Source organism: Mahella australiensis 50-1 BON, from assembly GCF_000213255.1.
GTDB lineage: Bacteria > Bacillota > Clostridia > Mahellales > Mahellaceae > Mahella > Mahella australiensis.
On the sequence record NC_015520.1, the window covers coordinates 2,648,607 to 2,673,803 of the forward strand.

Here is a 25,197-nt window from a genome sequence, read left to right on the forward strand (position 1 = left end):
CCTCTAAAGGTATATAATATACTTATATCAGAGAAACAAAATGAGGAGGAACCGTTTAATGGAAGTATATCACAAACTAAAGTAGTTGACAAGGGATCTTTCACCTCAAACAGAGATTTCGCATCTTTTCCTCAATTGAAAAAGTAACTTCCACCCCTATCACATCCAATAGTGGAAATTAATCTTACAAATAAAAGGATAGACCTTAATTATACAAAGTGTTATACTATATTTGGCATTTGTCCATACAGTAATACCTGCCTGTATTTGAGGAGGTTTTGTTATGCCCAAGTCTAAACATCTTACTCTCAGTGAAAGAATCACGATTGAAAAATCACTTAATGATTCTATGTCATTTAAGGCAATTGCTAGATTACTCGACCGTGATTGTACTTCTATTGCTAAAGAGGTCAAAAAACATATCGTATACAGAAAAGCTGGCTGTTACGGTAAGTCATTTAATGATTGCATACATCGTTTCGATTGTCAGCATTCCTACATCTGCGACAGCTCTAGCTGCAGAAACCGCTTCTGCCGGTTTTGTCCTAAATGCTATACAGTATGTCCTGATTATGGGAAGTATGTATGTCCCCTTCTGTCTAACCCACCTTATGTATGCAACGGTTGCAGTAACTTCAGAAGCTGTACTCTTGAGAAGTCCATGTACATTGCAGCTGAGGCTCAAAAAGAGTATAAACTATGCCTTTCTGAGTCGCGTAAGGGTATTTCTACTGATGAGCAAGAGATCTTACGTCTGGATAAAATCATCACTCCCCTCATCAAAAAGGGTCAATCCTTACACCATATTTGCTCTAATAATAGGGATGCTATTATGCATAGCGAGAAGACCATTTACAACTATGTTAATTGCGGCCTCTTTGCTGCCAGAAATATCGACCTGCCCAGAAAGGTAAGATACAGGCTCAGAAAGAAGTCTGCCACCAATTTCAAGGTTGATAAATCGTGTAGGATCGGCCGTACTTATGATGATTTCCTTGCTTTCATAAACGATAATCCGGATACCTCTATTGTTGAGATGGATAGCGTGGAAGGCTCAAAGGGTGGAAAAGTGCTTCTGAGCATACATTTTACTGATTCTCAGTTTATGCTGGCTTTTATTCGGGAGGCTAACACCTCTCAGTCTGTTATAGATATATTTGACAACCTCTATTAACGACTGGGGCCAGATACCTTTCGGGAACTCTTTCCGGTCATCCTCACTGATAACGGTAGTGAGTTTTCTAATCCTTCTGCTATCGAATTCGATAAGGACGGCAAACGAAGGACACGTATCTTTTACTGTGAGCCTTCCTGCCCATATCAGAAAGGCGCTGCAGAGAATAACCATGAGTTAATCCGGAGGGTTATCCCAAAAGGTCATAGTTTTGACATGTATAAGCAAGAAAACATCACCCTTATGATGAATCATATCAATTCATATGGCAGAAGGAAGCTAAACGACCAGTCACCGTACTCGGTATTCAGCTTCCTTCATGGAACTGATGCCCCCAAGAAGTTAGATGCGGACTATATCTTACCAGACGATATTATCCTAAATCCTACACTTCTGGGAGCATAAAACTAAATGGGCAGGTATCGCTGTTAGGTATTACAAATGCCGTTATATAGGGCTCTGTATAGGGTGGAATTTACTTTTATAAAAAAAGCGGTTATTTTTCACCTTCTATTTCCTATACCCAAAAAACGGATAAAACCTGCTCGTTTCACTAATAATTATATCAAATCTACCACAAAATAGTAGAATTAAATGATTCTCATTTCAAAAAAATTACCCTGACCCCTATGCTAGTGGAAGTTAATCCTACAAAGTGGACGTTACTTTTTCATTTCACCCTAAAATGCCCAGTACCGTTAATTAATATCCGTTTCATGAAAATATTTACCCGCGGAGACTCGCTACTTGAGTTGCGAGAGGAGCGGGTTCCTCCTTTCTTTGTCGTATTGCCAACCAGAGTTTCTCTGCAGAACTTGCATATATTTCCATGATACCCCTTGACAGAGACAATTGCCCGTACTGTCTTTGATGTCGAAGTACCCACTTGATCTTACAGCAACGCGTCCTGTAAAGTTACCCTGATATTTGCCATTTGGTATGTTAGCTTTAACTATATCTCCTGTTTGGAACCCAAAGTACTGCTTCCGGTTTTTACGGTAGCCCTTTGGGAAACCGTATTTGTCTGTCCTGCACATCTGCCTAGTGCCTCTTCCTATGGCTGACCATATTGAAACATATTCTGTTGAAATTGTTATTTCATCAGATGTGCTGGCGCCGACACAGCATGCATCATAATAATGCGTTTTAGGCAGTTTGTGCGCTAGTCGCTGTTTCTTTGTCATGGCACCCGTGCCGCATTCAACCGGCAAACCAAACTTTTTCAGATTGTCGTACAATGCCCATCTGGTTGCATTCATCATTGCAGCGTCTTTAAGCGGTTGTTTAGCTTGTTTTTGTATCTCTGGATAGCCGAATTCTTCTGCTGTCATATTACCTTTCTTTTGGTTACATTTATGACAGGCTATTGTTAAATTGCTTATCCTGTCAGTGCCGCCTCGGGATTTAGGGATTATATGCTCTACTTCCAGCGGTACATTCTCTTTGCCGCAGTAAGCACATTTACGCCCCCATTTCTCAAGCAGATACTCTTTAACCTCATAGCCAAACAATTCTCCATGCTGGTACTCCACATCGTTGATGTCCGGGTTTTGCATTAACTGCGTATCAAACTTAACATGCTCTGTGCTGATTGCTGTTATAGGCAACAACTTACACAGTTTTGTTACGCAGTTAATCGTCTGATTAACTCTGGCCTGTAACGACGGAGGTAAACGCTTTTCACGATACCCGTTATCAACATAGTTCCTTGCTTTTTGGCACGGCCTGCAATATCGGCTGCCATGTTTTGCGTTTTTACCACATGCAACGCATTTCGCAGGATGCCTGTTGTTAAAACGTGCCTGCCTGTATCTTGTCTTGCGATTACGTCTGCTGCTTCTCAACGCACGTCTGTCTTTAAGTTTTTTCTTAATATTGGATTTATGATGTATTTCTCCTAACCATATGGCCTTAGTATCATCTGCCAAAACAGCTGCACCTGTCGCTTTGCTGCCAGGGTCAAGTTTCAATCTTAAGGATTGCAACTGACTTTCTTCTTCCGTCCTGTCTTTAAGCCGTATTGTAAACGGTTCTTTTTTGTGGACAACTGCTCTGCTGCGTTCAAGCAATAATCTCGCTCTTTTCTCTGAACATGGCATTAACGGCTTCTTGTGTTTATCTAGTACAAATACCATAATTTTCTCCTTTCGGAGCCCCTTACGGGGCTAGTAACGCTGCCTTCCGGCAATCTCTCCGCGCCAATGTTATATAAGCTTTTTGCGCTTAGCACACTGCCCATACCCTCGGAACTGTTTAATGCTGAGCGATAGATCTACGGACTGGAGAAGCATCCATAGGTATCATGACTTATATAACGTAGTCAGTTAAGACTTAGGCTGGTCAACCAGGCTCTTTTACAAGCCTACCTCTTTAGAGGTGGGTAGTTGACATTCAACTTTAACGGTATCTTTAGGCACATACAGCTTAATCTGAGGACTTAACGAACTAACGTATAATGTTTCCTCAGGTTTAAGCGAAAGCTTTTCTGCCAGCGGCTTATACTCTGGATTATCAGTATTATTCTTAACAATTGCATATGTTTCCCCATTAACTTCATACCTGAAAAGCCTATCGGGTTTATATTTCACTCCATTGATATTAATTGCCTTCGACTTACCCTTAACTACGAAATACTTGTATTGATACACCATTCTTGGTTGGCTATTATTTTCTACAAGATAGACCTTTTGAGCATCGAGTTTGTCCAGCAGATATTGATCCGCCCCGGTTTCTTTATATACATAATAATAAGGGTGCTCACCGATAAAACCATACCCGATCCCAAATACAGCTGTCCCTTTGCCTGATATCTCGTTTCCCAGTTCCATGGATTTAATATTAGCTACCTTGATTTCTACTGTTTGAATTTCGCAGTTAGCTACAGGCAATGTCAGTTGATAAATCAGAATAGCCCCCGAAATTATTGTAATCACTATTATAATTGTGGCCATAACCAAGAAATCGTTTCTCATAAAGCTTTCTCCTTTCTTTTTTTTGAAAAATAAGGAGGTAAGATTTCGCTCTTACCTCCTATATTCTATCACTTTGCGGCAGCGCCTGCAAAAAAGGGTAATAAAGACAGCAATTGCAACATTATTGCTGTCTCCAGACCCAGCGAAGGCGCCAATTACCGTCGGCAGAACGGTTTACCCATGCTTGGCTGGGATAAATCTCAAACTCTTTGCCCTGCCGGCCGGCAAGAACAAGATATCTTTTCTCATCTTCGGCAAGCACATCAAGCACAAACCAGCCGTCAACAACAGCTAATCCGCGACGGTATACACGAGCTAACCAAACAGGCGGAATAGTAACAGTAATAATTGTTTTTTTCTGTGTTACGGCCATACCGCATATGTCCGGCTTACCAATACGGATCCGGTCAGTGTTGCCAGGCCATTCTTGACGTTTGTATGCACACTTTCCCAGTGTTATATGTGCCAGTGTTGTTGCCTTTTCTACAGTACGCTCAAATATCGGCGTATCGAGCGGATCACAATTGTATTTATTACTCGCTCGTTGCCACAACTTTTTCATTCTTTTGTCAAACGCCGGGCGTAGCGCAGGCGGCAGTGTTGCCCGGTCTTTTTGTTTCCATGCCTCAAGTATTGCAAGGCAGCGTGGAAGCTTACCGCCAAGGGCTACAAGAGCACGCTCGGTTATCAGATCGGGATGGTCGTGCAGCACTAACGCCCCGCTTTCTGTCAGGGTTATGGTATGCATGTGCCCGCTGCACCGTACCCGGCATTGCACTTCTTCCATTGTTTTTACTCCCCTTCCTTTTTAACTGTTACTATGCTATTTCCCCTCGAAACCCAGCGAAGGTGCCAATCACCGTCGGCAGAACGGGTAATAACGGCCGGCCATAAGTTAACTTCAAACCCACGGCCTTGTCGTCCTGCTAAGACAGTAAACCCCTTCTCATCTTCGGCAAGCACATCAAGCACAAACCAGCCGTCAACAACAGCTAACCCGCGACGGTATACGCGGGTAAACCACGAAATGGGAACAGTAGCGCTGACGTATGAATTTGTGCCTGTCCACTTGCCATTTTCACTCCGTACCTGTTCGGAACCGCCACATATATGCGGTTCCCCGACCCGGGCACAGGCAATGTGGTTACCCCCTGCCCAGCGGCTTTGAGACCGCCGGTATGCGCATTTTTGCAGTAGATCCTCTGCTATCTTTTTAACCCGTTCTTCCGCACGTGTGCGGAATGAAACAGACAAAGGATCTGTAAATGTGTTCCTCATCACCCGTTCTTTTGTCTTTTTCTGGGCTTCGTTAAGCGCCGGGTGTAGTACAGGCGGCAGTGGTGCCCGGTCTTTTTGTTTCCACGCCTCAAGTATTGCAAGGCAGCGTGGAAGCTTACCGCCAAGGGCTACAAGAGCACGCTCGGTTATCAGATCGGGATGGTCGTGCAGCATTAACGCCCCGCTTTCTGTCAATGTTACAGTATGCATGTGCCCGCTGCACCGTACCCGGCATCGCACTTCTTCCATCTTTCATTTCTCCTTTCTTTTTTTAGAGAAATAAAAAGGCAGCACAAACACAACTGGCTTGTACTGCCTTTTAGTCTCAAGCTCACCTTTAATTTTTACCGCCGCAATATAGGCATATTCACACCTTTGCTGACAATTAGGCTATTTTAATAGTCTTTGCCCAGGCCGGTGCTTCTTGGTCGCTCATCATGCCAACTATTACTTTGGCTTTTTGTGGCGGTATGCCGGGCCATGGTGTATAGCCGTCAGTAAGTACTATTACAACCTGCGGTCGCGGTTTAAGCTTTAATGCCGCTTCTATTCCGCTGCCCATATTTGTACCGCCTCCGCCTACCAAGTTCACCTGCTTTACGTTAAATACTTTTTTGCACGTGTGAACACTGGCATCTGTGGCTAGTACAGTGACTCCACGGGACCCGCAGCTTTTGAGTACTCCTGATACCTCGGCTAACGCTTTGGTTAGCATATCGTTTGATATACTGCCCGATGTATCCACCACTATAGCCACCTCGGGTATTGGTTGGCATAGCGACGGGAGTATTATTTTGTTATCACGAAACTGCCCTTGCCGCCTGTTTGGCCTGTTGTAACTGTAGTCTACAGTACCGCTTACCTGTGCTACAGCGTTTCGTACAACAGATGCCATCTCACGCCTCCAGTCTACCTTAGGCTGTAGTTTGGCATTTGCCCAGCGTACCAAGTGCGCCGGTATGTTGCCACAACTTTTTGATGCATGGATTATTTGCACAGCGGTATCCCGGCGTATAAGCTCCGCTTCGGCTTGATTTATACCATTGCTCGAGTCAGGAGGATCGTCTTCCCATGACTCCTGCTGACCTGTTGCGCATGAACCGCATCGGCCGGCACAAGGCGCCGGTGTTTGCATTCCGGTCTTGTTCTCATCAGCCGGGTTGTCGCACACACCAGCTCGCAGCAATGAGATATGTTCCGCCTTAGCTTCTAAAGCAGCGTAATATTCTTCTGCCAACAGGTTGTCAGGCTGTCTGATACTGGCCGGCGTAACCGGATTTTCAGGCAGTTTCACACCTTCATGAATCAAATCGTCGTTTATTTCCGCATCTGTCGCGATATTTGCGATAGTGTGATCGAGATTTTTCATTCGTGAAGCATGATCCCTGATTAGATGGCAGATCTCGTGGTAGAGCACACCGGACATTTCTTCTGCTGTCCAGTGCTCAACTACCACCGGATCATAATACAGCCGCCAGTACTGGTCTACTGCCATGGTTTCCAATCCCGGTTTCTCGACCGGATGAAGCGCCAATGCAGCGGATGCCAGGTATGGACGCTCTTCTACTAACCGCAGGCGAGCAGCCTGCAGGTCTTCCGGCATAGGCATTATATCAAACCTCCCTTCTTAAGTAGTGGGATAAATTCCCGTACCTCTTTTTGCGGTAACGGGAGGTTTGGCTTCCGTGCTTCTACTAAGGCTTTTGCAGCAGCTGCTGCAATATCTTTTGCGCCCTGTTCAGCGGCTTGGGCTAGTATCTGCCATGCTGCTATCCACCGCTTTTCAGTCAATTTATTGACTGCCGCCACTACAACAGCGGTTAATACGGCGAATGCCTGGTCACCACGGAGCGGTACCTGAAATTGATCGTGATGTTCCAGCAGATCCTCCGGGTCGGGCAAATCCAACGCTTTCTTCCACGAAAGGAATTCGAGCGCGGGACCTGTACCGACACAGCCGGACAGGAGTGTTGCTTCTGCTTCTTCGCCTACATCAACGCTTTCTGCTGCTGCCAGTAGGCGTGCAGCCATGTCCCAACTCCGAGGGCTGGGCCAAGCTTTGCCGACCAGACTATCCTCATTAGGCATTTGAAGCAGCAGATGTGGCCTGTGCCGGATAAAAGCCGCTATCGCAGCTTTTGCCTGCGGTATTTTATCCTGCCAGTCCTCTGGCAGTTCCGGCATAGGTTTATTTTTAAACCCGCTTACCATGCCGTTCACCCATTCGGTAGGATTTAATTCCCAATCCAAATGACAGAATCGGTTAGCAAGCGGTGCAGATAATTCCCATCCGCCTGCTGCCTGCTCTGGCGGATTGGCTGCTGCTACTATGGCCACTTCGGCCGGTAGCGGTTGATCGCCCACCACTTTATCTAACACTACTCTCAGCAGAGCGGCCTGAACGGCTGGCGGCGCAGTTGATATTTCGTCCAAAAACAAGATACCCTTGCCTGCTTGAGCTAGGCGTTTGGCCCAGGCAGGAGGTTCTAGATGCACCCCGTCATCTCTAATAACCGGGAGCCCGGAAAAATCACTGGGCTCCCTTATAGACGCTATAACGACTTCAACGGGCAGACCCATTTGATCCCCCATCGCCTGTATAGCGGACGTCTTGCCCGTTCCTGGGGCTCCCCATAAAATAACGGGTACTTTCGTTTGGATGGCTATTGCCATCGCTAATACTTCTTCCATTGTTTTAATTCTCCTTTCTTTTTTTAACAATCATACATGACACCATGGCTATTAGTCTTAACCCAATAGCCGCTATTGCTGCGGCCTTCCAGTTCTATTGGCCGCCGTATGTTTGTAGTTGCTTCTTTATATGCCCGGCGAGTGGCTTTTCTCATTAGCCTCTTCGTACGGGCATAATTTTTTTGAGACAAATGAGAGTTGTGCTTAAATCTTGCCAGTTTCATTTTTTCTCCTTTCTTTTTTGAAAAAATAAAAAACGGTCTAAAAGCTTTCTTTTTTGCTTTTAGACCGTTTCCTTCTTATTTTTTAGATAAAACTGCGGGGAATCGAACCCCGGTTCCGGGTTGTGCACATCGGCCTTTTCACCCGGATGAAGCCTTTCAGCCCCTAAACATAAAAAGGCAGCACAAACACACTGGCTTGTACTGCCTCTTTAGACCTATTCCTTCTTCATCTTCACCGGCAGAATGTCCGGCATTAACATAACACCCCTGCTCCTCGCATGGCGTTATTTGCTGCCATCCGTATGATACGGACCCGCATTAGGTTGCGGCGTTGGACAGCTCGGGCTTCCAAAGCTGATTCAGCTTTGTTATCCCAAACAATACTTTACACTTGTAGTATATCACGCTTTCTGAATTTTGCAATTGTTTTAAAAAAATGTTATTATTCTATGATATTGGTACTCAATTGAAAATGTAAAAACCGCTGATTATTGCATTTAATCTATTAGTGGCATATAATTTTATATAGAATTAAGGATGAGAGAAGAAACGGGAGAAAAAAATGGATATAATAATCATTATATTGGCTGTTGTTTCTGTTGTTATGGCTATTGCTGATTTAGTTGGGGCTGCTGTTACTTTAAAACCATGGTTTTATCCTTTAGATTCTATTATATTAATATTTTTTGCCATCGATTATTTCTTTCGTTTATTTACCGCTAAAGATAAAAAGGATTTCTTTAAGCGTAATATCTTTGATTTAATTGCAATTATTCCATTCGGGCCGTTATTTTCGTTTTTCCGTGTATTCCGCATATTCAGATTGACCAAACTTGTTAAGCTTTTCAAAATAGTTCGTTTTATCGGCATAAGCGGCAGATTCAAACAAAGAATCGACGCTTTTTTACATACCAACGGATTGATTTATGTTATTTATATTAATATTGCGTGTCTATTAGTCGGATCTATAGCAATATATATAACTGAAAAAGGTCTTACTGTCCAATCATTCGGAGACGCTGTGTGGTGGGCGTTTGTAACTACTACTACTGTAGGCTATGGCGATATTTCTCCTAAAACGGGTATAGGCCGAATTATTGCTGCTGTTCTTATGATGTGCGGTATAGGATTAATTTCTATGCTTACAGGAACTATCGCTACTTATTTTACGGCCATTGCTAATCAGGATGCTAAAACAAAAAAGATGGATGAATTAAAAACTATTGCTGATATCCTCACTGCTGAGCAACTTGATGAATTGATAAACTTTGCCAATAATATATCTGCCCGAGATAAAATTGTGCAGTAATCTACATATTGATCGCCGTCACATTCTCATCATTTTACTGTAAAATATTTATAAGCTAATAATTGAAATCTCATGCTTTTCCTAGTTTCAATGGTATATAGTTTTATAGCAATAACATAATTTAATATTTCATCTTCATCTATAAAAATCGTTATTCTTCCTCGATCATTTCCGACAGATAATTCTGACAATAAACCCTCCACTGAACCTTGTCAAACCCGTTTGGCGGAATAGAATAAAACTCAAATGCGGCTTTTTCTCCGGAGCGCACCTCTTTTGCATACCATCCGGCAGGCCATGTAGTTTGCTCGTCTATCTTAACATCATCGGCATATATTTCCAATACTATAATAGGTGAATATATTACGGTATCATTATCATTGGTTGCTACCCCTGTTATTGTTATTACGCCATCTTCGTATTCTGCTTTTGTTTTTAGCAACACCTTTCCTGTACGCGGCGGCATTGACGGAAAAAGTTCTTCGGGACCGTAATCTTTAGGTTCAGGTTTTGCAGTTTCAGGCGGCATCGTTTTGTTTAAATACCAATTGCCTATCATTCCTAATACTATAAATACTATTACCGATAATATAAAAGTTAGACAGCCATTTCCTTTTTTTCTCTTCTCCCCGGGAATTACAACCTTACTCATTCGCAATCCGCCTTTATATTATTGCCTTGTAAGCAACATAAAGTCATGTTTAGTTATTTCCCTTGTACTTTGTACAAACCATGACCATTTTTTAGAGGGATCACGACCTTGGAATGCATCCAATTGTTCCCTTAAATCTGCGTCCAGAACGACCGGATTTTCGGTATAAATATTAATTGATTCTAATTCAATAATATACGGGTATTTGTCGCTTGGGCCTATTAGAGGATGAGTGCCTTTTGCAGGAGGCGATTTTACCTGCGCATGAGCAATTATACCCTTCCCGGCAGCATAAAAGCATACCCCGTCTCCTTGTTTGATTCTTCGTAATGAAGAACGCTCGCTTGTTGCATAAACTTTAGCGTCGAGAAGCTTTTCTATCCATTTATCAGCACTTTGATCGTCATGCGATGCACCCAGCGCAAGATAATATTTTGTATTATCATTTTCAGGAGGTTCGGGATTCGGTTCATCCCCTTCGTCTGGAGATTGTACTTCTACATCAATCTCTTGTGCAACCAAAGAAGATATTAATTCTACAAGAGAATCTATTGTAGGCCCCATCGGTTGTAATACGGTTAAAACCGCTTCATGTGCCATTTCATAATCCGCTAACAATTCCGCTAGCGAAAGAAGTTTATCAACTGTAATAATGCGTAATTTATCAGTGCGTTTTTCTGCAATAATAGTGTTCTCCAGTTGTTTTATCCCATAATCGTTGCGGCCGATAACATAAAGACCAAGAGCATGATCCCAATCCGGTATTACATGCTCGGATATTAATTTGTCTATATAGCCTATTAGAGTGGAAGTATGAATAGTATATACATCACTGGTTTTAACCTCTATTACTATATAAAGGCCGGAAGGCGATTTCCATATACCGTCATATCCGATTTCCCCTTGCACACCTCTATATCTGCCAAAAGTTACACCAAAACCGAGCAAACGGCCTAAATGATTGACAAGATCCTGCAAGGCTTTATTATACTGATCTCGGGAGTACGCAGGCATTCTTCCATATAGTCGCGCATATCGCCTATTTGAGTCAAGTTTTCAGACAAGAAAGTCCGAAACCGTTCTCTCGCCGGATTTTGTCCTTGTGCGTCATCAAGTTCTCCTACCAGCATTAATACTTGCTTCAGTGGTATTAGTTGTTCCATAAAATATCTCCTTCGTTATTATTGTGGCGGGCCACACACTTTACAAGGCGTATACCCCTTAGCTTTGGCCTCTGATAATTTTATCGGGATTTTGCTTTTTTTCAAGTATCTGCACCCATCTTTATGGTATTTTTCCCCCGAATCAGTGATATAAACTGTCACATCATTTTTAGATGGTTGCAACGGTGCAGGTGTTACTTTTTCTTTAGATGGCGCAGGTACAGGTACCACAACCGTTTTATTCTCCGAGCCGGAAGATGATTTGGATGCGGTGCCGGAGCTTACGGGTGGTGCCTGAGGTTTAACCGGCGATGCTTTTTTGTCTATTTTTATCGTGTTCCCGTCGGATGTTATTACGATGGTTCCGGCTTCATCTGTTCTGTATATTTGTACTCCGGTAGACGCTAACCCGGCTAGAGTTTCCGGTGCCGGATGCCCGTAACTATTGCCTGCCCCAACACTAATCACTGCGTATTTTGGTGATACTGCCTTGAGAAACGCAGGTGTTGTTGAACTGTTGCTGCCGTGATGACCTACCTTGAGCACATCGGCTTTGAGATTATATCCTTTAGCCAGCATTTCCTGCTCTGATACATCTTCCGCGTCGCCATCCAGTAAAAAAGATGTCTTGCCGTATGTGAGCTTAATTACCGCTGAATAGTTGTTCAAATCGTCATAACTGCTGCTGTTGGGTGCTAGTATATCCGTTTTTACAGTCGGGTCAATGTCTATGGACATACCTCCTTTGGCCGCCGTTATTTTTAAACCCTTTGATGCTATGGCATTTAGTACATCCTCATATGTCTTTGTTGTAGTAGTGGCCCTTGGCATGTATATCTTCCCTATCGGGAAGGCGTTTATTACAGTATCCATGCCTCCGATGTGGTCTTCGTGCGGATGTGTACCCACCAACACATCTATTTTCTTAACATCTTGGGTTTTGAGATATGACAGCACGGCATTACCGTCTGCGTTATTGCCGGCATCAACCAACATCGTTTTTCCTTTTGGCGTCTGCACCAGTATGGAATCGGCTTGGCCGACATCTATAAAATGGAGTTTTAACACTGAATTGGAAGATGTCTCCACCATAGTTTCAGTTGCCGCCTGCGGTTTTTCTTCCGGTACAGGTGTTACTGTTCCGGGTTGGTCTTCAGGTTTTTCTTCCGAGACGGGTTGTACTTTCTCAGATTCCGTCTCCGATACTGGTTCGGTTTTCTGTGCAGGGTTAACCTCCTGCTTGTTCGCCTGTGTTTGTATTGAAGCGGTATCCGTCGGCGCTGCATCAGGCATGTTGGCTAATCCAACCGTTGCCACAGCAAGCGACAACACAAGCGGCAATAACGCTTTGGTTAGCGTAAGACCTTTCTTCTTATGTCGAATTACGTCAACAAATGAGAAGAAAATAAAAGGTGCGGCTAAAAACAATAAACCCATACCCCAACTGCTTGTGAACATAAGTAAAGCAATTAGGTAATACAATACAGCTATTATCTTTTTCCAGCGCACGTTAGACCTGAAACCAGGTATGTATCGTAATATATTCATGACCATATCTCCTCTGCACCATTATATCACTGCGTATGCATATAGTAATAACATTACCTCACATATTTTATCGGCAAATTCCGTTTTCTTATTTCATTCATAGCTTTATCATAAACCGAATGGCTTAGATAAGCCGTGTTAAACAGCACTACGTCAGCATTATCGAATACTGCCGTATCAAAGTTTTTAGCATCCGCGCTAATAAATATAAAATCAGGATATTTCTCTTGCAGCCGCTTTTGCCACCTTTCTCTGCCACCTATCACTATGCCGCGATTGTACTGCTCCGATATTTGCTCTGTTCTTTCGATCTCTTCTTCTTGACTGAGATTGAATACGAACTCTCTTAACGCAAAAAGCTCTCGTTCGTTCAGTTTAACTTCTGCAAGCTGTTCCTGCAAGTTTTTAACTTGGTTTTGCAGGCTGCGTATTTCGTCTTTATAAGCCGCTTCGGCTTTATCATACGCTTCTTCAAGCCGGTTTTTTAGTGTATCGTTTTGTATAGACAAGAATTTATTTTGCGATTCAAGCTGCGCGATTTTGTCGGCTTGATTTTTCATCTCAAGATACATATTCTCTTTGTTGTTTTTAAAGAAATATTCTTTAACTTCTTTATACGCCTTAATCAGACCTTTAATTATAATTCCTGGTATAAGGAATTTTATCGTTTCATCCACATTCTGGTTTTTATATATCAAAAAGTACGATGCCAGTATCTCGTTGATATCCCTGTCGGTATAATCAATGTTTTGCAATATGGTTGTGGACAAAAGTTCAGTATCAAATAAATACGTATAAACTGTAAATACATCTCTGATTTCTTCATTTTCTGACATATCGATATCCATATACCCTTTGATAGGATATTTAGCATCATATATGCGCTGTTTCAATGATCTCGCCTTTTGCTTAATCTCAGGACTTAATGTATTCCACGTAAACCTTGTACTGTCATCGAAGTAAAACCGTTCGCGCAGTACGAGCATACTTTCCAGCACTCCCAGGGCATGGTTATTAACCACTTCTTTGTTAAATATATGAGCAAAGAAGTACAATACGGCTAGTTCGGAGTTTAGCTCATCATCCGTCATTCTATCTATATCCAGATAATTGGCAACATATTCCTCAAAATCAACTTTGTCTGCGTTGTTTAAATAAGCATAAACCTTTGGCCACCCCTCCTTCATCACATTTATAAGCGCATCTGTCACTTCCGCATCTTCTGTCGCTTGTGCGTACTCCAATATCCCTAATGCTTTGCGGGCATATTCTTCCTTGTATATGTCACCATCCTTTATAATCGGATGGTCATAGCATTTTGATTCTTTAGCGTATTTATAAAACACATCTTTGTGATTAGAATAAAGCCTGTCAACATCTGCCCGTATATTCTGATTGGTGCCGAATGCTTCTACCAAAAACGGCAATAAATTTATCATTGTTCCCATTTTTTTTGCTCCTTTAACACCTCTTCCACTGATTTGCCGTCACCATACAGCCACTCTTCATCGTATCTGGTTATAGTTATTATTTCTATCGGCTGCGGCACAATAGTATCCGGTATTATTTTATACCAAAAATACAAATCGCCTACCCTTTCACCGTCACGCATCGGCACCGTCCATAATGCTCTATAACCCGTTATGATTTTGCTCCAATCGAGTTGACGCCACAAGTCTATTCTTTGCAGCAATGCATCTGTATCATAATTGGCAAATAACGACTTTATTACAGCATCGGTATACTTTTTTAATGATACATCCCCTGCTATAACTATTTCTGTATCATACCCCACATCTGTTTCGCCCTCATCCAACGGTTTCCAATAATCTTTCAACACCCAAAATCTTTTATCGAGTAATAATTCAACGCCTTGATACACATCTTGCGGACGCCCCGGAAGTATAGTTGTATCAACTTGAGGTTCGCCCCATATATCCGGATCGGCAAATGTGTCGTCATGCACTACATCAAGCTGCAAATTCCACCGCCCTCCGCTCGGTTGTATCCATGGCACACCAAATTCCAACGCTTCTAATCTCATTTTATTCCGTGTATAAAGTCTGTAATCTTCCGGCGACAAACTGTTTTCAGCTATAGTAAATAATTCCTTATTATTTTTCATTTGCCGTTCAAGCTCGACATCTACGGTAGAAGTAGCATCTATTATAACTTTTTCGGCACTTTGGTCTACAGGATGCCCCATAATAAATGCTATTACGGCATCTATATCTCTGGTTATCCCGATAGGGATTTCTTCAAATTCAAACACATCTTTTTGCGGAGTATATATTGATGAAAATAAAGGGCGTTGTATATGTGGTTCATCTTGTGATTGTTCCACTCCTGCATCTTGCAGTGCCGCATCTTGTTTTTGTGATATTTCATTATCCTGTAAAACAATATTTTGTTCTTGAGGAGCCGCCTGTTCTGCCACATCTTGCTTATGCGCATCACCTGTCATGTTTTGTTGCGTATCTGTTTTATCTTGCTTTTGAAGCGTTAAGGTAACAGCGTCTTGAGACGAAGATATATTGTTTTGTTGAGCCTCTTTTTCATCCTTGACGACCGCATCTGGTACTGTGATCCTTGGTTGATTAGCTAAACTTGTGCCAATAAAAGTACCTGCTACAGCCGCCAGAGATATTAATATTATTGGCATTAACTTCTTCATTCGTATCTCCTTCTAACCACCCAATATTATTATTTTATTATAATTATACTGCATAACGCATAATTTGCAAAGAAATTTTTTCCTCTTTTCCCCTCGCGGGAGTTCGACAGTTGTAGATGAATAAAATCCTTACAAAAGCTGAATTTATCATGTTTTCTTGTCAAAATTTTTTGATTTTTTTGTTGTATGGTGTTGTATTTTTTATATATCCGTGATATAATAGAACATATAGAGAGGATGGCATACGCATGAAATTATACTATGATAGAAAATCCAAGGACCCTACATATTTTATCCAGATGGGATTCCGCAATGGCAAGAAGACATCAACCAGGAATGTCAAAAGAATTGGTAAGCATTCTGAGCTATTAGCAATTTCCCCTGATCCTCTTGCTTATGCCAAGCAAGAGGTACGCAAGTACAATGAGGCTTACAAAAGCAATAAAGCTGAATTAAATATAAAGATCGATTTTGATGAGAAGTTATCAGCTACCAATTATGTTGCCTCCAAGTCAACCCTCTTGAATATCGGTTATTTTGTTCTGCAGAAAATCTATCAGGACCTAAAGATATCGGATTTCTTTAAAGATGTTCAGATGGATAGCAAGGCCACGTTTAGCTGCAATGATATAAATAGGTTTCTGACCTTTGCCAGGATATTAGATCCTAAGTCTAAATGGGGAACATTCGATAAGCTGGATACATATTTTGAGCAGCCATCCTTTGAGTATCAGCATATATTACGCTTTATGGACATATTGGAAGATAATTATGATAGTTATCTGGAGCATCTTTATTTAAACAGTGAAAATATCATGCCCAGGAACACCTCTGTATGTTATTTTGATTGTACAAACTATTATTTTGAAACCGAGCAAGAAGACGACGATTTTGTAGATGAGGTAACGGGTGAGATACTGAGAGGATTTCGCAAGTATGGACCTTCAAAGCAGCATCAGCCCAGCCCTCTTGTGCAGATGGGGCTTTTCATGGACGGTAACGGGATTCCCATCTCAATGTGCATTAATCCTGGTTCTGATAATGAGCAAAAATCCGCTATACCGCTTGAGAGAAAAATCACTAAGATGTTTAAGGGAAAACCGTTTATCTATTGTGCGGATGCTGGGCTTGGTTCTCTTAACATCAGGGAATACAATTCTTTCGGTGGAAGGACTTTCGTTGTAACACAATCCGTCAAGAAACTCTCAGAGACACTGCAGCAGGCTGTATTCAATGATTTTGGGTATCATAGGCTCTCAGATGATTCCCTTGTTACAATCCACCATATGAAGGAATTCGACCGATTCAATAAAGATAACTTGTCTTTGTACAACGATGTAGCTTACAAGGTAATAGATGTCGACAGTGCGGTAGATGTTGGCCTGTATGAGGAAAGAGTATTCAAAAATGGAAACACAAAAAAGGTAAAATCCAAAGCAATTCTTAAGCAGCGCATCATCGTTACCTTTTCCAGAAAAATGATGGAATATCAGCGGAGCATAAGGAATGCACAGATTGAAAGAGCTAAAGACATCATTGAGCATAAGGCTGTGGAGGATGTGAAAAAGGGGCCGCACGATGTGACTCGTTTCATAACGAGGATATCGGTGGGAAAGAATGGTGAAAAGGCTTCTGATTATTACAAGCTCGACCATGCCGCCATCGAAAGGGAAGAAAGATATGACGGGTACTATGCCGTAGCAACAAATCTTGAAGATAGCGCAAAATCAATATTAGAAATCAATTCAAGACGCTGCAAGATTGAAGATTGTTTTCGGGTATTAAAAACCAACTTCCGTGCCAGACCGATTTATCACAGGAATCAGAGTAGGATAATAGCACACTTTATGATTTGCTATACTGCTTTATTGATTTACCGGTTATTAGAGAACAAGCTGGATCAATACAGCAAGCATTATACTACCGAAAATATTCTGACAACGCTGCAGAACATGAATGTTGCAGATATGAATGGTATGTACTATATGGCAACATACACAAAAAGCGAGGTGTGTACTGCTTTAAACAGCATATATGGCATGCGTCTGGATAACAAAACCCATGCTCCGAAGGACTTGAATAAAATAATCAAAAAAATTACCAAATAGAGTTCCCATACAACATTTTTATAGAGCTAAAAAAGTCTTAGAATCCGCTAAAAATAGCGGATTCCATATGTCATATTCTCTTGCAACTGTCGAAAACGGGATTATATAACATATAGTTATATAATGCAATTAAAAAATTAAGCGCTCCTTCCCATGGCTAAAGCCAGGGGCTACCGCGCTTGCTTTGGCTTCTGGTGTAAATATACGTATACCGCATGATATGGCCGATTGGCTAAGGGCTTTTGCAAAAAGTCATGATACTACCGTATCGGCTATATTAACCGATTATATAGCATATATTCGCGAAAACTATGATTACCGCCGGTGCGGGAACTGTTCGATGTATGCTGCACCAACAGCTGGAACACGCGGCCAGTGCATGGGCAATAACCTGCTTTCCGAACCCGATCCTGAACGTGATGTATGCCGGTATTGGAAACCCAAAAGCGGTATACTGGCTCGCCTTGAGAAACCCCGGCCGGTTTAAGAGCCGGCTGCTTTGCTTTCTTTTAACCCCTCGTAGAAGGTACATATACATAAATGAAGTTTTCAGGCAGCACTCGGATTCTTCCTTTTAACCCCTCACAGAAGGTATGTATACTTATAAAAGCAGCTATTCGCGGTCGCCTTAAGAAGCTCTTTTTAACCCCCTCATAGTTGGTATTTGTACCCGTTGCTGACTTCTCCCCGCCACAAGGCGAGGCTTTCTGCTAAGTCATGATGTGCAATAGCGCTCTTTGGCCAGTATTTCGATAACAAATGCTTAACTATTCTATTAATTGGACTGCCGGCTCCTCGCATTCCTCGATAAAACCATTAATAGTTTCCCATAGCTTTTTATCAAACCGGGATTCGGGTGTTATAACCTTAAATTCGCTGTCCCAACCGCTGCCGATTAGCGTTATGCCGGGACCGCTGCAACGCGATAGGGCGGTATACAACATATTGCGGCTGCATTTGCCGGCTTCCGGTTCTATAAATATCACATGCCTGCTTTTGCCCCCTTGGGCTTTGTGTACTGTCATGGCATATGCCGGCTCTATATACCATAAAAGCTCTACCTGATTGTATTCGGCTGTTATTTCCCCGACCGGTGTTTTATACCTGACTGTTATAACTTCGTCACCCAATGCTGTTATCATACCACGAGTACCGTTAAATATTGTCGGCCGGTTACCACGTTCTTTCTTGATTGTCTCAAACTGTTTTTTTAATGCTGATGGTATGCCGGAAACCGTGATGTCTTCATAATCGTTTCTTATCGCGATCACGGGGTCTCCAACGCTTATCCTGTCGTTAGATGGGTTTATAGCCTGCTTGAGTTTTTGGTTCAAACAAATAGTGCCTTTCCTTATGTTCCCCCTGTTGCGCGCTAAAACAAGTATGTCATCGTACGGCACTCCTGTCCGTACAAGCTCTGTCACTGCTTCTACAGCTTCATCTGCTGCATCCTGCCATGACTGTACTTCTATAATCTTTATACCATCATTCGGCTCAAGATACCCGGTATCGCGCAGTATATTGGCTGCATAATTTATATTATCCTTCATACGGTAGCTGCTTTCCAGGTCAATATGTGCTATGTCGCAATCTTTTGCTGCCCTGATTAACGCATCAAATACCCCGCCCGGCCCGATAGGCGGAAGCTGGGCTGGATCTCCGGCCAGCACCAGTTTTGATGTTGGCTTTATAACTGATAAAAGCGCTGAAAATGTATTAACTGTCATCATACTCATTTCGTCTATTATTATCACTTCGGCAGGTTCTTCTGCTTTCCCGGATAACTGCTGATCGAAAACACTGCCGTCTATTATGCCGGCATATCGGTGGACAGTATAATAATCACTGCCGGTTTCCGCCGCAACACGCTGGGCAGCTATACCGGTCGGCGCAAGTACGGCATATTGTATACCCGTCATTTTTAAAGCATATAATAACCCTTTTACTGCGGTGCTTTTGCCACTGCCAGCTTTACCGGTAAGAAGAGTTATTTTATGTTCTGCCACTGCTTTTATAAAGTTTGTTTGTTTTCCATCCATCGGTGTGTTAGCAGCTTTTCCCCATTCATTCGCAAATGATATTAGCTTATCTGCATCTATAGATATAGCTTCCTTTGTTTTTAATATCAATGCTATCTTTTCTGTGGCGGTTTTCTCCATAAAATATACCGGTGATATATATACGGCTGTTTTGTTGTCTGCTGCGCCGACTGAATCTCCTTTTTCCTGAGTTAAAAATTTTGATTCGTATAATGCCTGGGATATCGTGTTTAGATCTGTTTTCAGGTATGCCGCCGCCCTGGAAACCAGCAGTTTCCTGTCTATATATGTACTGCCATTTTTCATTTCCGCCATGCAAATACCGGCAAGACAGCCTTCTATCCTTTTTGAACCGGGTATTATATTAAAGGTTTTGGCAATACAGTCACAAATATGCAGCATATCGGTTACCCCAATATCCGGTATTCTATGCAGTATCCATGGGTTTTGCAGTATCAGTTCTTCTACAGTTTTCCTCTGCCTTGCAGCTGTGCGTTTAAGCTGGTCTATTATATTTATCGCATCAGTTATATCCAGCCCTACGCCACTTTTTATAAACATATTGTAGACATTCAGTACCTCGGAATCCCGGATTATGGTACTTAATGCGGAAAAAAGCTGGTAGGCCATATCTTCACCGATTGCAGATGCTATTTTATCTTTCGCATCTTCGTCGGTATATAGTTCATATACCGTATTTACGCCAGCAGCCTCTATTGCTCTTTCAATTATATCCTGCGATATACCTAAGGCCGCTACATCAGTTGCAGCAATTTCCTTTACTATACCATTGGCTTTATTGACTATAAAGGTGTTGTCCTTGCTAAAGTACCCCATCAGTCTCACTGCCGTATTATACCTGATCGGCGGCATTATGCCTGCCAATGCTGTAAAATTGATTTCTTGTCCGGCATTATTCCCTCTGGTTATATATACTTTGCCGGTACGCCTGTCTTTAGACATTTTTGTTATCTTGCCATAAATATACATTGTTCTTTAGAAGCCTGATCCTTTCGGCTTTTCCTCCTTTTTGCTTTTTTGTTGCCATATGCATTTCGGCTCGGATTAATTTGCCATATTTAACACGATAAAATGGCCGAATATGCCTAGTGCAACTATATAGGCATCGCCAAAATCCGTTCTGTATATACTGAAAAACAGATAGTTGGACAACTTAGTTGATGTATGCAGATAGTTGTTAATGATACTTCTGGATACTAATCCAGTGATTGAATCTAGAATAGAATTTGGATCCATCTCTTGCGCCATTTCTTGTTCAGCTACATCCTGTGCCCAATTTATATAATCCTGGCGTGATGGATTTGTGAAAATAGCTATCAGCATAACTGCTATTATGCATAAGATAAAAATATTAAGTTTATTCATTAAATTATCATATCTCCTAATTAATAGTTATTGTTTTTATATTGTAATGTATATATCTCCCATTCCCCAGGCTTTCTTCATACCAACCCCGCATATGGATGCGGCCTCGAGAAAATATAATATTAGCAGTTTTAGCTCGGGCGGTGTTGATAGTTTAAATTGCAAATATACTTTGCCTTTGAACCCTGTTACCATTAACTCTTCAGTCAGTCGGTATTTGCCTTTTTGTAAGTCTGTTGCTGTAAACCGGATGTATTTTAAAATATCACTTGTTGAAAATTCGGGACAGCCAGGGATAATCCTTCTATAGCTTTCTGTTATACTTTTTATAAACACCGGCCCATAAAACTCCGGCACGTATCCGGTATTGTATTTAAAAGCCGTAGGCGTCCGAAATTGTATTGTAACACCTTTTAACCCGTAAAGCGGGGGTAATTCGTTCTGCGGCAGGTATATGGGCTGACCAACCGTGTGAAATCCTTTCGTTTTAAGCCGCTCGGTCACCGTGTCTGTCGGCAGCGCCAGATATGAGGTTATGGCAAATCCGTTCATGTTAAAATCTTTTATCGCAAACGGCGGCGCTTCTTTTGCTTCGTGCGCTTTGTTAACCGTTTCTATGTCACGGAATATATCATATACTGTAGCTAAAGCATTTTTGGGGTATGGTACGTGCCCCTTTACTTGAATCTTTACAGCTTGCGGCCGTGGATACGGATAACCTGTCATTGGTCTTCACCTTCTTCCGATATAGTATCAGGTTTTTTGTTATGTTTCAATATCTCTTTTAAGACTTCTGCCGGTTGTTTGACAGGCCACCAGTGCCAGCGTGGCGATACATAGCATATCGTCGCTTCTTCATAGTCCCAATATGGCGGTTTATATGTTCCTCTTTGTACCGGCCAGCGAATATCTCCTTCTATTTCGTCAACGGGAATATTCCGAGCCGGATAACCATCTTCCGCTATTAGGCTGTAGTCCTTTGACGGTTCAATTGTTATTTTCCTTACTTGGCCGTAACCCGCATTTGCACGCACACCTATGCCGCGGCCTATGAGTTTTTCCAGCGTGTGTTTAACTGCCTGTCCGTCTCCACAAAAGTAAAAGTATACTTGTGGCGTGTCGATTAAGTGGAGATATCCGGCAGATGATTTATATACCCCTTGGCCGTTCCTTATCTGTTTGTTAAAACTGTCGGGAAATAATACGCGACCGTAGTCCAGCCATGTCTGTGTTCCCATCCATGGTTCTCTGTATACTTTGGCAGGTGGTTTTATCATCATGGATGACGCTTTATATATCATTTTGGTTTTTCCCCATTTCTCCAGCGGTAGTTCTATGTCTTCCGCTGTTAGTCTGCTGTAATCAAAAGACCTGGCTTCTTCCGCCATTATTCTGGTAAGCAGTCCGTCGAAATGGATCGGGAATATCTCGTTTTTGTTGGCCGGTATCGCAATCGGTATATCAAGATATACCGTTACAATATAGTTTTTATATAACATTTATCTTTTTTATTCCTCCTTATCGCTGCCGACTTCTCCCCGCTACAACCGGCGGGGCTTTCTACTAAGCTGCGGGTAATTCACCTGTGACAGGATATCTATACGCAATGCGTGGAAGGATTATGTATGTCTTCAGTATGGTTTTTAACCCCTCATAGAAGGTATCTGTACAATCCGAGCGCTGCCTGAAATTTTCATTTATAGTGAACTTTTAACCCCTTATAGAAGGTATTTGCACTCGGCGCATCACACAGCAATTTACTTTCCCATTCATCTTTCAACCCTTCATAGAAGGTATCTGTAACAGCGGAGATATATAGGCACCTAATTCGTCAAATACTTTTAACCCCTCATAGAAAGTATTTGTATCTAGTCGTCCTAAGTAGGAAGCAAATGATGGGTAAAGCTTTTAACCCTTCATAGAAGGTATCTGCACCAACATCGGCCTATAAGTATTCATCTTCATCCATCTCCCTTTTAACCCCTCACAGAAGGTATCTGCACGTGCGAGTGCCCAAGAAGGCGTTGTTGGAGTGGCTACGACTTTTAACCCCTCACAGAAGGTATCTGCACCGGCATAAGGAGGTGTTCTCAATGCAGGTAGCAACAGCTTTTAACCCCTCACAGAAGGTATCTGCACCCGTTAACAAATGCCTGTCTCATGCACAGTTGACAGCCTATATTACTCTTTTTTGTCGTCGATGTCCAATAACGTATTTTTGCCGGTATATCGACGACATCTTCTGTTTATTGAGAAGTAGATGACTCCGTTAATGCATCGTCTCCCGTACCGTTGTTCTTTTTGTTCTGTTTGTTCTTTTTGGTATCACTGGGTTCATTTTGTAAAATGTTGTCCAGCCCCAGCAGTGTTTGTTCTATCTTTTCTTTGTTGCTTTGTATGCTTTCCCAAAAAGGCAGGCCTCGTTCCCTTATTTCGTCTTTCTCAGTTTTTGTTCCGTTGACAAGAACCATTGCATCAAATTCGCCGCATCCTTTTGCAAATGCAGCGCCTAAAAAGCCATCATCTAACAAGGTGCTGAGAAAGGCATAATAACACGATTCTGTTAATGGTGACGCTGTCGGTTCATTCAGCACTATGCGGCTTATCAGGACAGTCCCTATGGGCATAGCCTGCATACCGTATATCATTTGCCCCGATGCACTCGATTCGGTTTCATCGGTTAAACCTCTGGTGCCCTCTAATGCGTGCCGTGCATACATTATGACATTGTTGTTTATCGCTTCGTTTAACGATAGCAGGTCAGGATATACATCCGGGTCTGTATTCAGCCCCAGTTTGTCCATAACCTTGCTGTGGATGGGCAGGGTTTCTTTTGTGACCGGCAGGCCAAAGCCTACTCCCATGCGGCCACCTAAAAAATGCCCTTTGTAACTGCCTCCAAATAAGTCTATGAACGGCAGGGTCTGCCTTAGCTCGGCATATACGTTCTGACCTACCGGTTTGGCTTTGGTATTGCCTGTAGTGCCCCCCGCCAGTATGAAGTATATGGCGTCTAGCGGTAGTGTGATGTCATTTAACTCTTGCAGCATTTTGTATCCTTGTACCCTGCGTTTGGAACAGCGTATGCTGTTGCCCGATACGGCCGGCAGCTGAATCAGCTCTCCGTATGACGTGATAAACGGTATCTTCCGCAGTTCAGTTATGTTGCCGCGTTTTCCCTCTCCCTGTACGTCCGGCGTACTGTGCGCCAGAGGTGATCTTAAAGTCATTACGATATCGGCTTTAATCATGATTTGTTACTCCCCTCTAAATATGGCATTGTTTTATAAAGTTTCCCTGCTTTAAGATCAGCCAACCAAAAAGCTAAAGCCCAGTATGGATCGGCCAAGCATAAATCGCGGAATTCCCGGATATAGAGCTCGTCTTCGTGCTTTTTCAGCGTTTCTGTCAGGTCAAGCAGTTCTGTTGGCTCAAAGTCTACTGTATATATTTCTTCACCGGCAGGGCTTATTTTGATGTATTTGCCGGGTGTGTTGGATGCTATGCGTATCTTACGATCCCTACCCATTATCAGGCCCGCTCGCACGTGTTTGGCTGAATATGACACAGGCAACACAAACGGGTAGTTCGTCCGGACATATGTGAATGCTATTGTCAGGACAAAAGGCGGTTCGGGCAGGTGTGCTAAGGCGTTCATTATATCCTGTTTCTCCACGAACGGCTTAAATCCCGCCGATATGGACGCAATAAATCCTTTGTTCAACTTAAGATTGCCTCTTGCGCTTATGGCGCTGCGTAGATATAAACAGGCTCCGCATACTTGGTCGGAATAAAAAGCCCGCACGGTGTTTTCACTATTCCAATTACCCCATTCGGACTCGCTGTGCTTTCTTGAGCCGCCTATCAGCGGTCCGCCACATATCCTGCATGTCCCGGGCTCGGTCGTTATGTCACCTGTTCTGGATATATATATTACCTGAGTGGCCGATAACGGTTTCCCCATTTCTGAACCTCCTTT

Annotated in this window: 22 protein-coding genes and 1 pseudogene; 4 read left to right on the forward strand and 19 right to left on the reverse strand. The window is 42.5% G+C overall.

The features are described from left to right. Positions 1 to 283: 283 nt before the first annotated feature. A pseudogene (locus MAHAU_RS16240) lies at positions 284 to 1,579 on the forward strand (IS30 family transposase). A 338-nt stretch (positions 1,580 to 1,917) separates the two neighbouring features. Here MAHAU_RS16240 and iscB read toward each other — a convergent pair. The 7 genes from iscB to MAHAU_RS16055 form a co-directional block, all read right to left on the reverse strand. Continuing rightward, complete coding sequence (gene iscB / locus MAHAU_RS12545; RefSeq protein ID WP_013782096.1) at positions 1,918 to 3,309, reverse strand: RNA-guided endonuclease IscB; 1,392 nt, start codon at positions 3,307 to 3,309, stop codon at positions 1,918 to 1,920. Positions 3,310 to 3,528: 219 nt separating this feature from the next. Beyond that, positions 3,529 to 4,146, reverse strand: a complete 618-nt coding sequence (locus tag MAHAU_RS12550) for a hypothetical protein (protein ID WP_013782097.1) — start codon at positions 4,144 to 4,146, stop codon at positions 3,529 to 3,531. A gap of 121 nt (positions 4,147 to 4,267) precedes the next feature. After that, complete coding sequence (locus MAHAU_RS12555) at positions 4,268 to 4,933, reverse strand: hypothetical protein (RefSeq protein ID WP_013782098.1); 666 nt, start codon at positions 4,931 to 4,933, stop codon at positions 4,268 to 4,270. Between the two features lie 5 nt (positions 4,934 to 4,938). Beyond that, positions 4,939 to 5,673 (reverse strand): hypothetical protein, encoded by a 735-nt coding sequence (locus MAHAU_RS12560; RefSeq protein ID WP_013782099.1) that lies wholly within the window; start codon positions 5,671 to 5,673, stop codon positions 4,939 to 4,941. A gap of 136 nt (positions 5,674 to 5,809) precedes the next feature. Then, positions 5,810 to 7,033, reverse strand: coding sequence for a vWA domain-containing protein (locus MAHAU_RS12565; protein WP_013782100.1), 1,224 nt, complete (start codon positions 7,031 to 7,033; stop codon positions 5,810 to 5,812). Further along, positions 7,033 to 8,115 (reverse strand): AAA family ATPase, encoded by a 1,083-nt coding sequence (locus tag MAHAU_RS12570; protein ID WP_013782101.1) that lies wholly within the window; start codon positions 8,113 to 8,115, stop codon positions 7,033 to 7,035. Before MAHAU_RS12570 ends, MAHAU_RS12565 begins: the two co-directional genes overlap by 1 nt. A 23-nt stretch (positions 8,116 to 8,138) precedes the next feature. Further along, positions 8,139 to 8,270 carry a hypothetical protein gene (locus MAHAU_RS16055; RefSeq protein ID WP_281004385.1) on the reverse strand — a complete coding sequence of 44 codons (132 nt, stop codon included), beginning with the start codon at positions 8,268 to 8,270 and terminating at the stop codon, positions 8,139 to 8,141. A gap of 631 nt (positions 8,271 to 8,901) precedes the next feature. Between MAHAU_RS16055 and MAHAU_RS12575 the strand changes: the two genes are divergently transcribed. Then, positions 8,902 to 9,648 carry an ion transporter gene (locus tag MAHAU_RS12575; RefSeq protein ID WP_013782102.1) on the forward strand — a complete coding sequence of 249 codons (747 nt, stop codon included), beginning with the start codon at positions 8,902 to 8,904 and terminating at the stop codon, positions 9,646 to 9,648. A 151-nt stretch (positions 9,649 to 9,799) separates the two neighbouring features. On the opposite strand, the gene MAHAU_RS12580 is transcribed toward MAHAU_RS12575, so the two are convergent. From MAHAU_RS12580 to MAHAU_RS12600, 6 genes are read right to left on the reverse strand one after another with little or no spacing between them, the layout of a single operon-like run. After that, entirely contained in the window at positions 9,800 to 10,300 is a 501-nt protein-coding gene (locus MAHAU_RS12580) for a hypothetical protein (RefSeq protein ID WP_013782103.1), read from the reverse strand. A gap of 18 nt (positions 10,301 to 10,318) precedes the next feature. Continuing rightward, entirely contained in the window at positions 10,319 to 11,209 is an 891-nt protein-coding gene (locus MAHAU_RS12585; protein WP_216086241.1) for an EVE domain-containing protein, read from the reverse strand. A 44-nt stretch (positions 11,210 to 11,253) separates the two neighbouring features. Further along, positions 11,254 to 11,463, reverse strand: a complete 210-nt coding sequence (locus MAHAU_RS15890; protein WP_216086242.1) for a hypothetical protein — start codon at positions 11,461 to 11,463, stop codon at positions 11,254 to 11,256. 18 nt (positions 11,464 to 11,481) lie between these two features. Beyond that, positions 11,482 to 13,011, reverse strand: coding sequence for an MBL fold metallo-hydrolase (locus tag MAHAU_RS12590; RefSeq protein WP_013782104.1), 1,530 nt, complete (start codon positions 13,009 to 13,011; stop codon positions 11,482 to 11,484). A 53-nt stretch (positions 13,012 to 13,064) separates the two neighbouring features. Continuing rightward, complete coding sequence (locus MAHAU_RS12595; RefSeq protein ID WP_013782105.1) at positions 13,065 to 14,459, reverse strand: hypothetical protein; 1,395 nt, start codon at positions 14,457 to 14,459, stop codon at positions 13,065 to 13,067. Next, the gene (locus tag MAHAU_RS12600; RefSeq protein ID WP_013782106.1) at positions 14,447 to 15,685 is read right to left on the reverse strand and encodes a hypothetical protein; all 1,239 of its coding nucleotides are present in this window, start codon (positions 15,683 to 15,685) and stop codon (positions 14,447 to 14,449) included. The genes MAHAU_RS12595 and MAHAU_RS12600 overlap by 13 nt, the downstream gene beginning before the upstream one ends. Positions 15,686 to 15,933: 248 nt before the next feature. Between MAHAU_RS12600 and MAHAU_RS12605 the strand changes: the two genes are divergently transcribed. Continuing rightward, a complete protein-coding gene (locus MAHAU_RS12605) occupies positions 15,934 to 17,793 on the forward strand; it encodes an IS1634 family transposase (RefSeq protein ID WP_013782107.1) in 1,860 nt (619 codons plus the stop codon). A gap of 184 nt (positions 17,794 to 17,977) precedes the next feature. Further along, positions 17,978 to 18,280 (forward strand): hypothetical protein, encoded by a 303-nt coding sequence (locus MAHAU_RS12610; protein ID WP_041644146.1) that lies wholly within the window; start codon positions 17,978 to 17,980, stop codon positions 18,278 to 18,280. Between the two features lie 280 nt (positions 18,281 to 18,560). On the opposite strand, the gene MAHAU_RS12615 is transcribed toward MAHAU_RS12610, so the two are convergent. The 6 genes from MAHAU_RS12615 to MAHAU_RS12640 all read right to left on the reverse strand — a co-directional run bounded on the left by MAHAU_RS12615 (position 18,561) and on the right by MAHAU_RS12640 (position 25,182). After that, a complete protein-coding gene (locus MAHAU_RS12615) occupies positions 18,561 to 20,795 on the reverse strand; it encodes an ATP-dependent DNA helicase (RefSeq protein ID WP_171804984.1) in 2,235 nt (744 codons plus the stop codon). Positions 20,796 to 20,897: 102 nt separating this feature from the next. Beyond that, a complete protein-coding gene (locus MAHAU_RS12620) occupies positions 20,898 to 21,218 on the reverse strand; it encodes a DUF4359 domain-containing protein (protein WP_013782109.1) in 321 nt (106 codons plus the stop codon). Positions 21,219 to 21,254: 36 nt separating this feature from the next. Continuing rightward, on the reverse strand, positions 21,255 to 21,944 hold the full coding sequence (gene cas6, locus MAHAU_RS12625) for a CRISPR system precrRNA processing endoribonuclease RAMP protein Cas6 (protein WP_013782110.1): 690 nt from the start codon (positions 21,942 to 21,944) through the stop codon (positions 21,255 to 21,257). Continuing rightward, positions 21,941 to 22,717, reverse strand: a complete 777-nt coding sequence (locus tag MAHAU_RS12630) for a hypothetical protein (RefSeq protein ID WP_013782111.1) — start codon at positions 22,715 to 22,717, stop codon at positions 21,941 to 21,943. Before MAHAU_RS12630 ends, cas6 begins: the two co-directional genes overlap by 4 nt. A gap of 747 nt (positions 22,718 to 23,464) precedes the next feature. Continuing rightward, positions 23,465 to 24,469, reverse strand: coding sequence for a hypothetical protein (locus MAHAU_RS12635; RefSeq protein ID WP_013782112.1), 1,005 nt, complete (start codon positions 24,467 to 24,469; stop codon positions 23,465 to 23,467). Further along, positions 24,466 to 25,182, reverse strand: coding sequence for a hypothetical protein (locus MAHAU_RS12640; protein WP_013782113.1), 717 nt, complete (start codon positions 25,180 to 25,182; stop codon positions 24,466 to 24,468). The genes MAHAU_RS12635 and MAHAU_RS12640 overlap by 4 nt, the downstream gene beginning before the upstream one ends. Between the last annotated feature and the right edge of the window lie 15 nt (positions 25,183 to 25,197).

Bases quoted from the DNA above. Each gene is read 5' to 3' on its own strand.
- iscB (WP_013782096.1), bottom strand. From the start codon at position 3,309: ATGGTATTTGTACTAGATAAACACAAGAAGCCGTTAATGCCATGTTCA.
- MAHAU_RS12550 (WP_013782097.1), bottom strand. From the start codon at position 4,146: ATGAGAAACGATTTCTTGGTTATGGCCACAATTATAATAGTGATTACA.
- MAHAU_RS12555 (WP_013782098.1), bottom strand. From the start codon at position 4,933: ATGGAAGAAGTGCAATGCCGGGTACGGTGCAGCGGGCACATGCATACC.
- MAHAU_RS12560 (WP_013782099.1), bottom strand. From the start codon at position 5,673: ATGGAAGAAGTGCGATGCCGGGTACGGTGCAGCGGGCACATGCATACT.
- MAHAU_RS12565 (WP_013782100.1), bottom strand. From the start codon at position 7,033: ATGCCTATGCCGGAAGACCTGCAGGCTGCTCGCCTGCGGTTAGTAGAA.
- MAHAU_RS12570 (WP_013782101.1), bottom strand. From the start codon at position 8,115: ATGGAAGAAGTATTAGCGATGGCAATAGCCATCCAAACGAAAGTACCC.
- MAHAU_RS16055 (WP_281004385.1), bottom strand. From the start codon at position 8,270: ATGAGAAAAGCCACTCGCCGGGCATATAAAGAAGCAACTACAAACATA.
- MAHAU_RS12575 (WP_013782102.1), top strand. From the start codon at position 8,902: ATGGATATAATAATCATTATATTGGCTGTTGTTTCTGTTGTTATGGCT.
- MAHAU_RS12580 (WP_013782103.1), bottom strand. From the start codon at position 10,300: ATGAGTAAGGTTGTAATTCCCGGGGAGAAGAGAAAAAAAGGAAATGGC.
- MAHAU_RS15890 (WP_216086242.1), bottom strand. From the start codon at position 11,463: ATGGAACAACTAATACCACTGAAGCAAGTATTAATGCTGGTAGGAGAA.
- MAHAU_RS12590 (WP_013782104.1), bottom strand. From the start codon at position 13,011: ATGAATATATTACGATACATACCTGGTTTCAGGTCTAACGTGCGCTGG.
- MAHAU_RS12595 (WP_013782105.1), bottom strand. From the start codon at position 14,459: ATGGGAACAATGATAAATTTATTGCCGTTTTTGGTAGAAGCATTCGGC.
- MAHAU_RS12600 (WP_013782106.1), bottom strand. From the start codon at position 15,685: ATGAAGAAGTTAATGCCAATAATATTAATATCTCTGGCGGCTGTAGCA.
- MAHAU_RS12605 (WP_013782107.1), top strand. From the start codon at position 15,934: ATGAAATTATACTATGATAGAAAATCCAAGGACCCTACATATTTTATC.
- MAHAU_RS12615 (WP_171804984.1), bottom strand. From the start codon at position 20,795: ATGTCTAAAGACAGGCGTACCGGCAAAGTATATATAACCAGAGGGAAT.
- MAHAU_RS12620 (WP_013782109.1), bottom strand. From the start codon at position 21,218: ATGAATAAACTTAATATTTTTATCTTATGCATAATAGCAGTTATGCTG.
- cas6 (WP_013782110.1), bottom strand. From the start codon at position 21,944: ATGACAGGTTATCCGTATCCACGGCCGCAAGCTGTAAAGATTCAAGTA.
- MAHAU_RS12630 (WP_013782111.1), bottom strand. From the start codon at position 22,717: ATGTTATATAAAAACTATATTGTAACGGTATATCTTGATATACCGATT.
- MAHAU_RS12635 (WP_013782112.1), bottom strand. From the start codon at position 24,469: ATGATTAAAGCCGATATCGTAATGACTTTAAGATCACCTCTGGCGCAC.
- MAHAU_RS12640 (WP_013782113.1), bottom strand. From the start codon at position 25,182: ATGGGGAAACCGTTATCGGCCACTCAGGTAATATATATATCCAGAACA.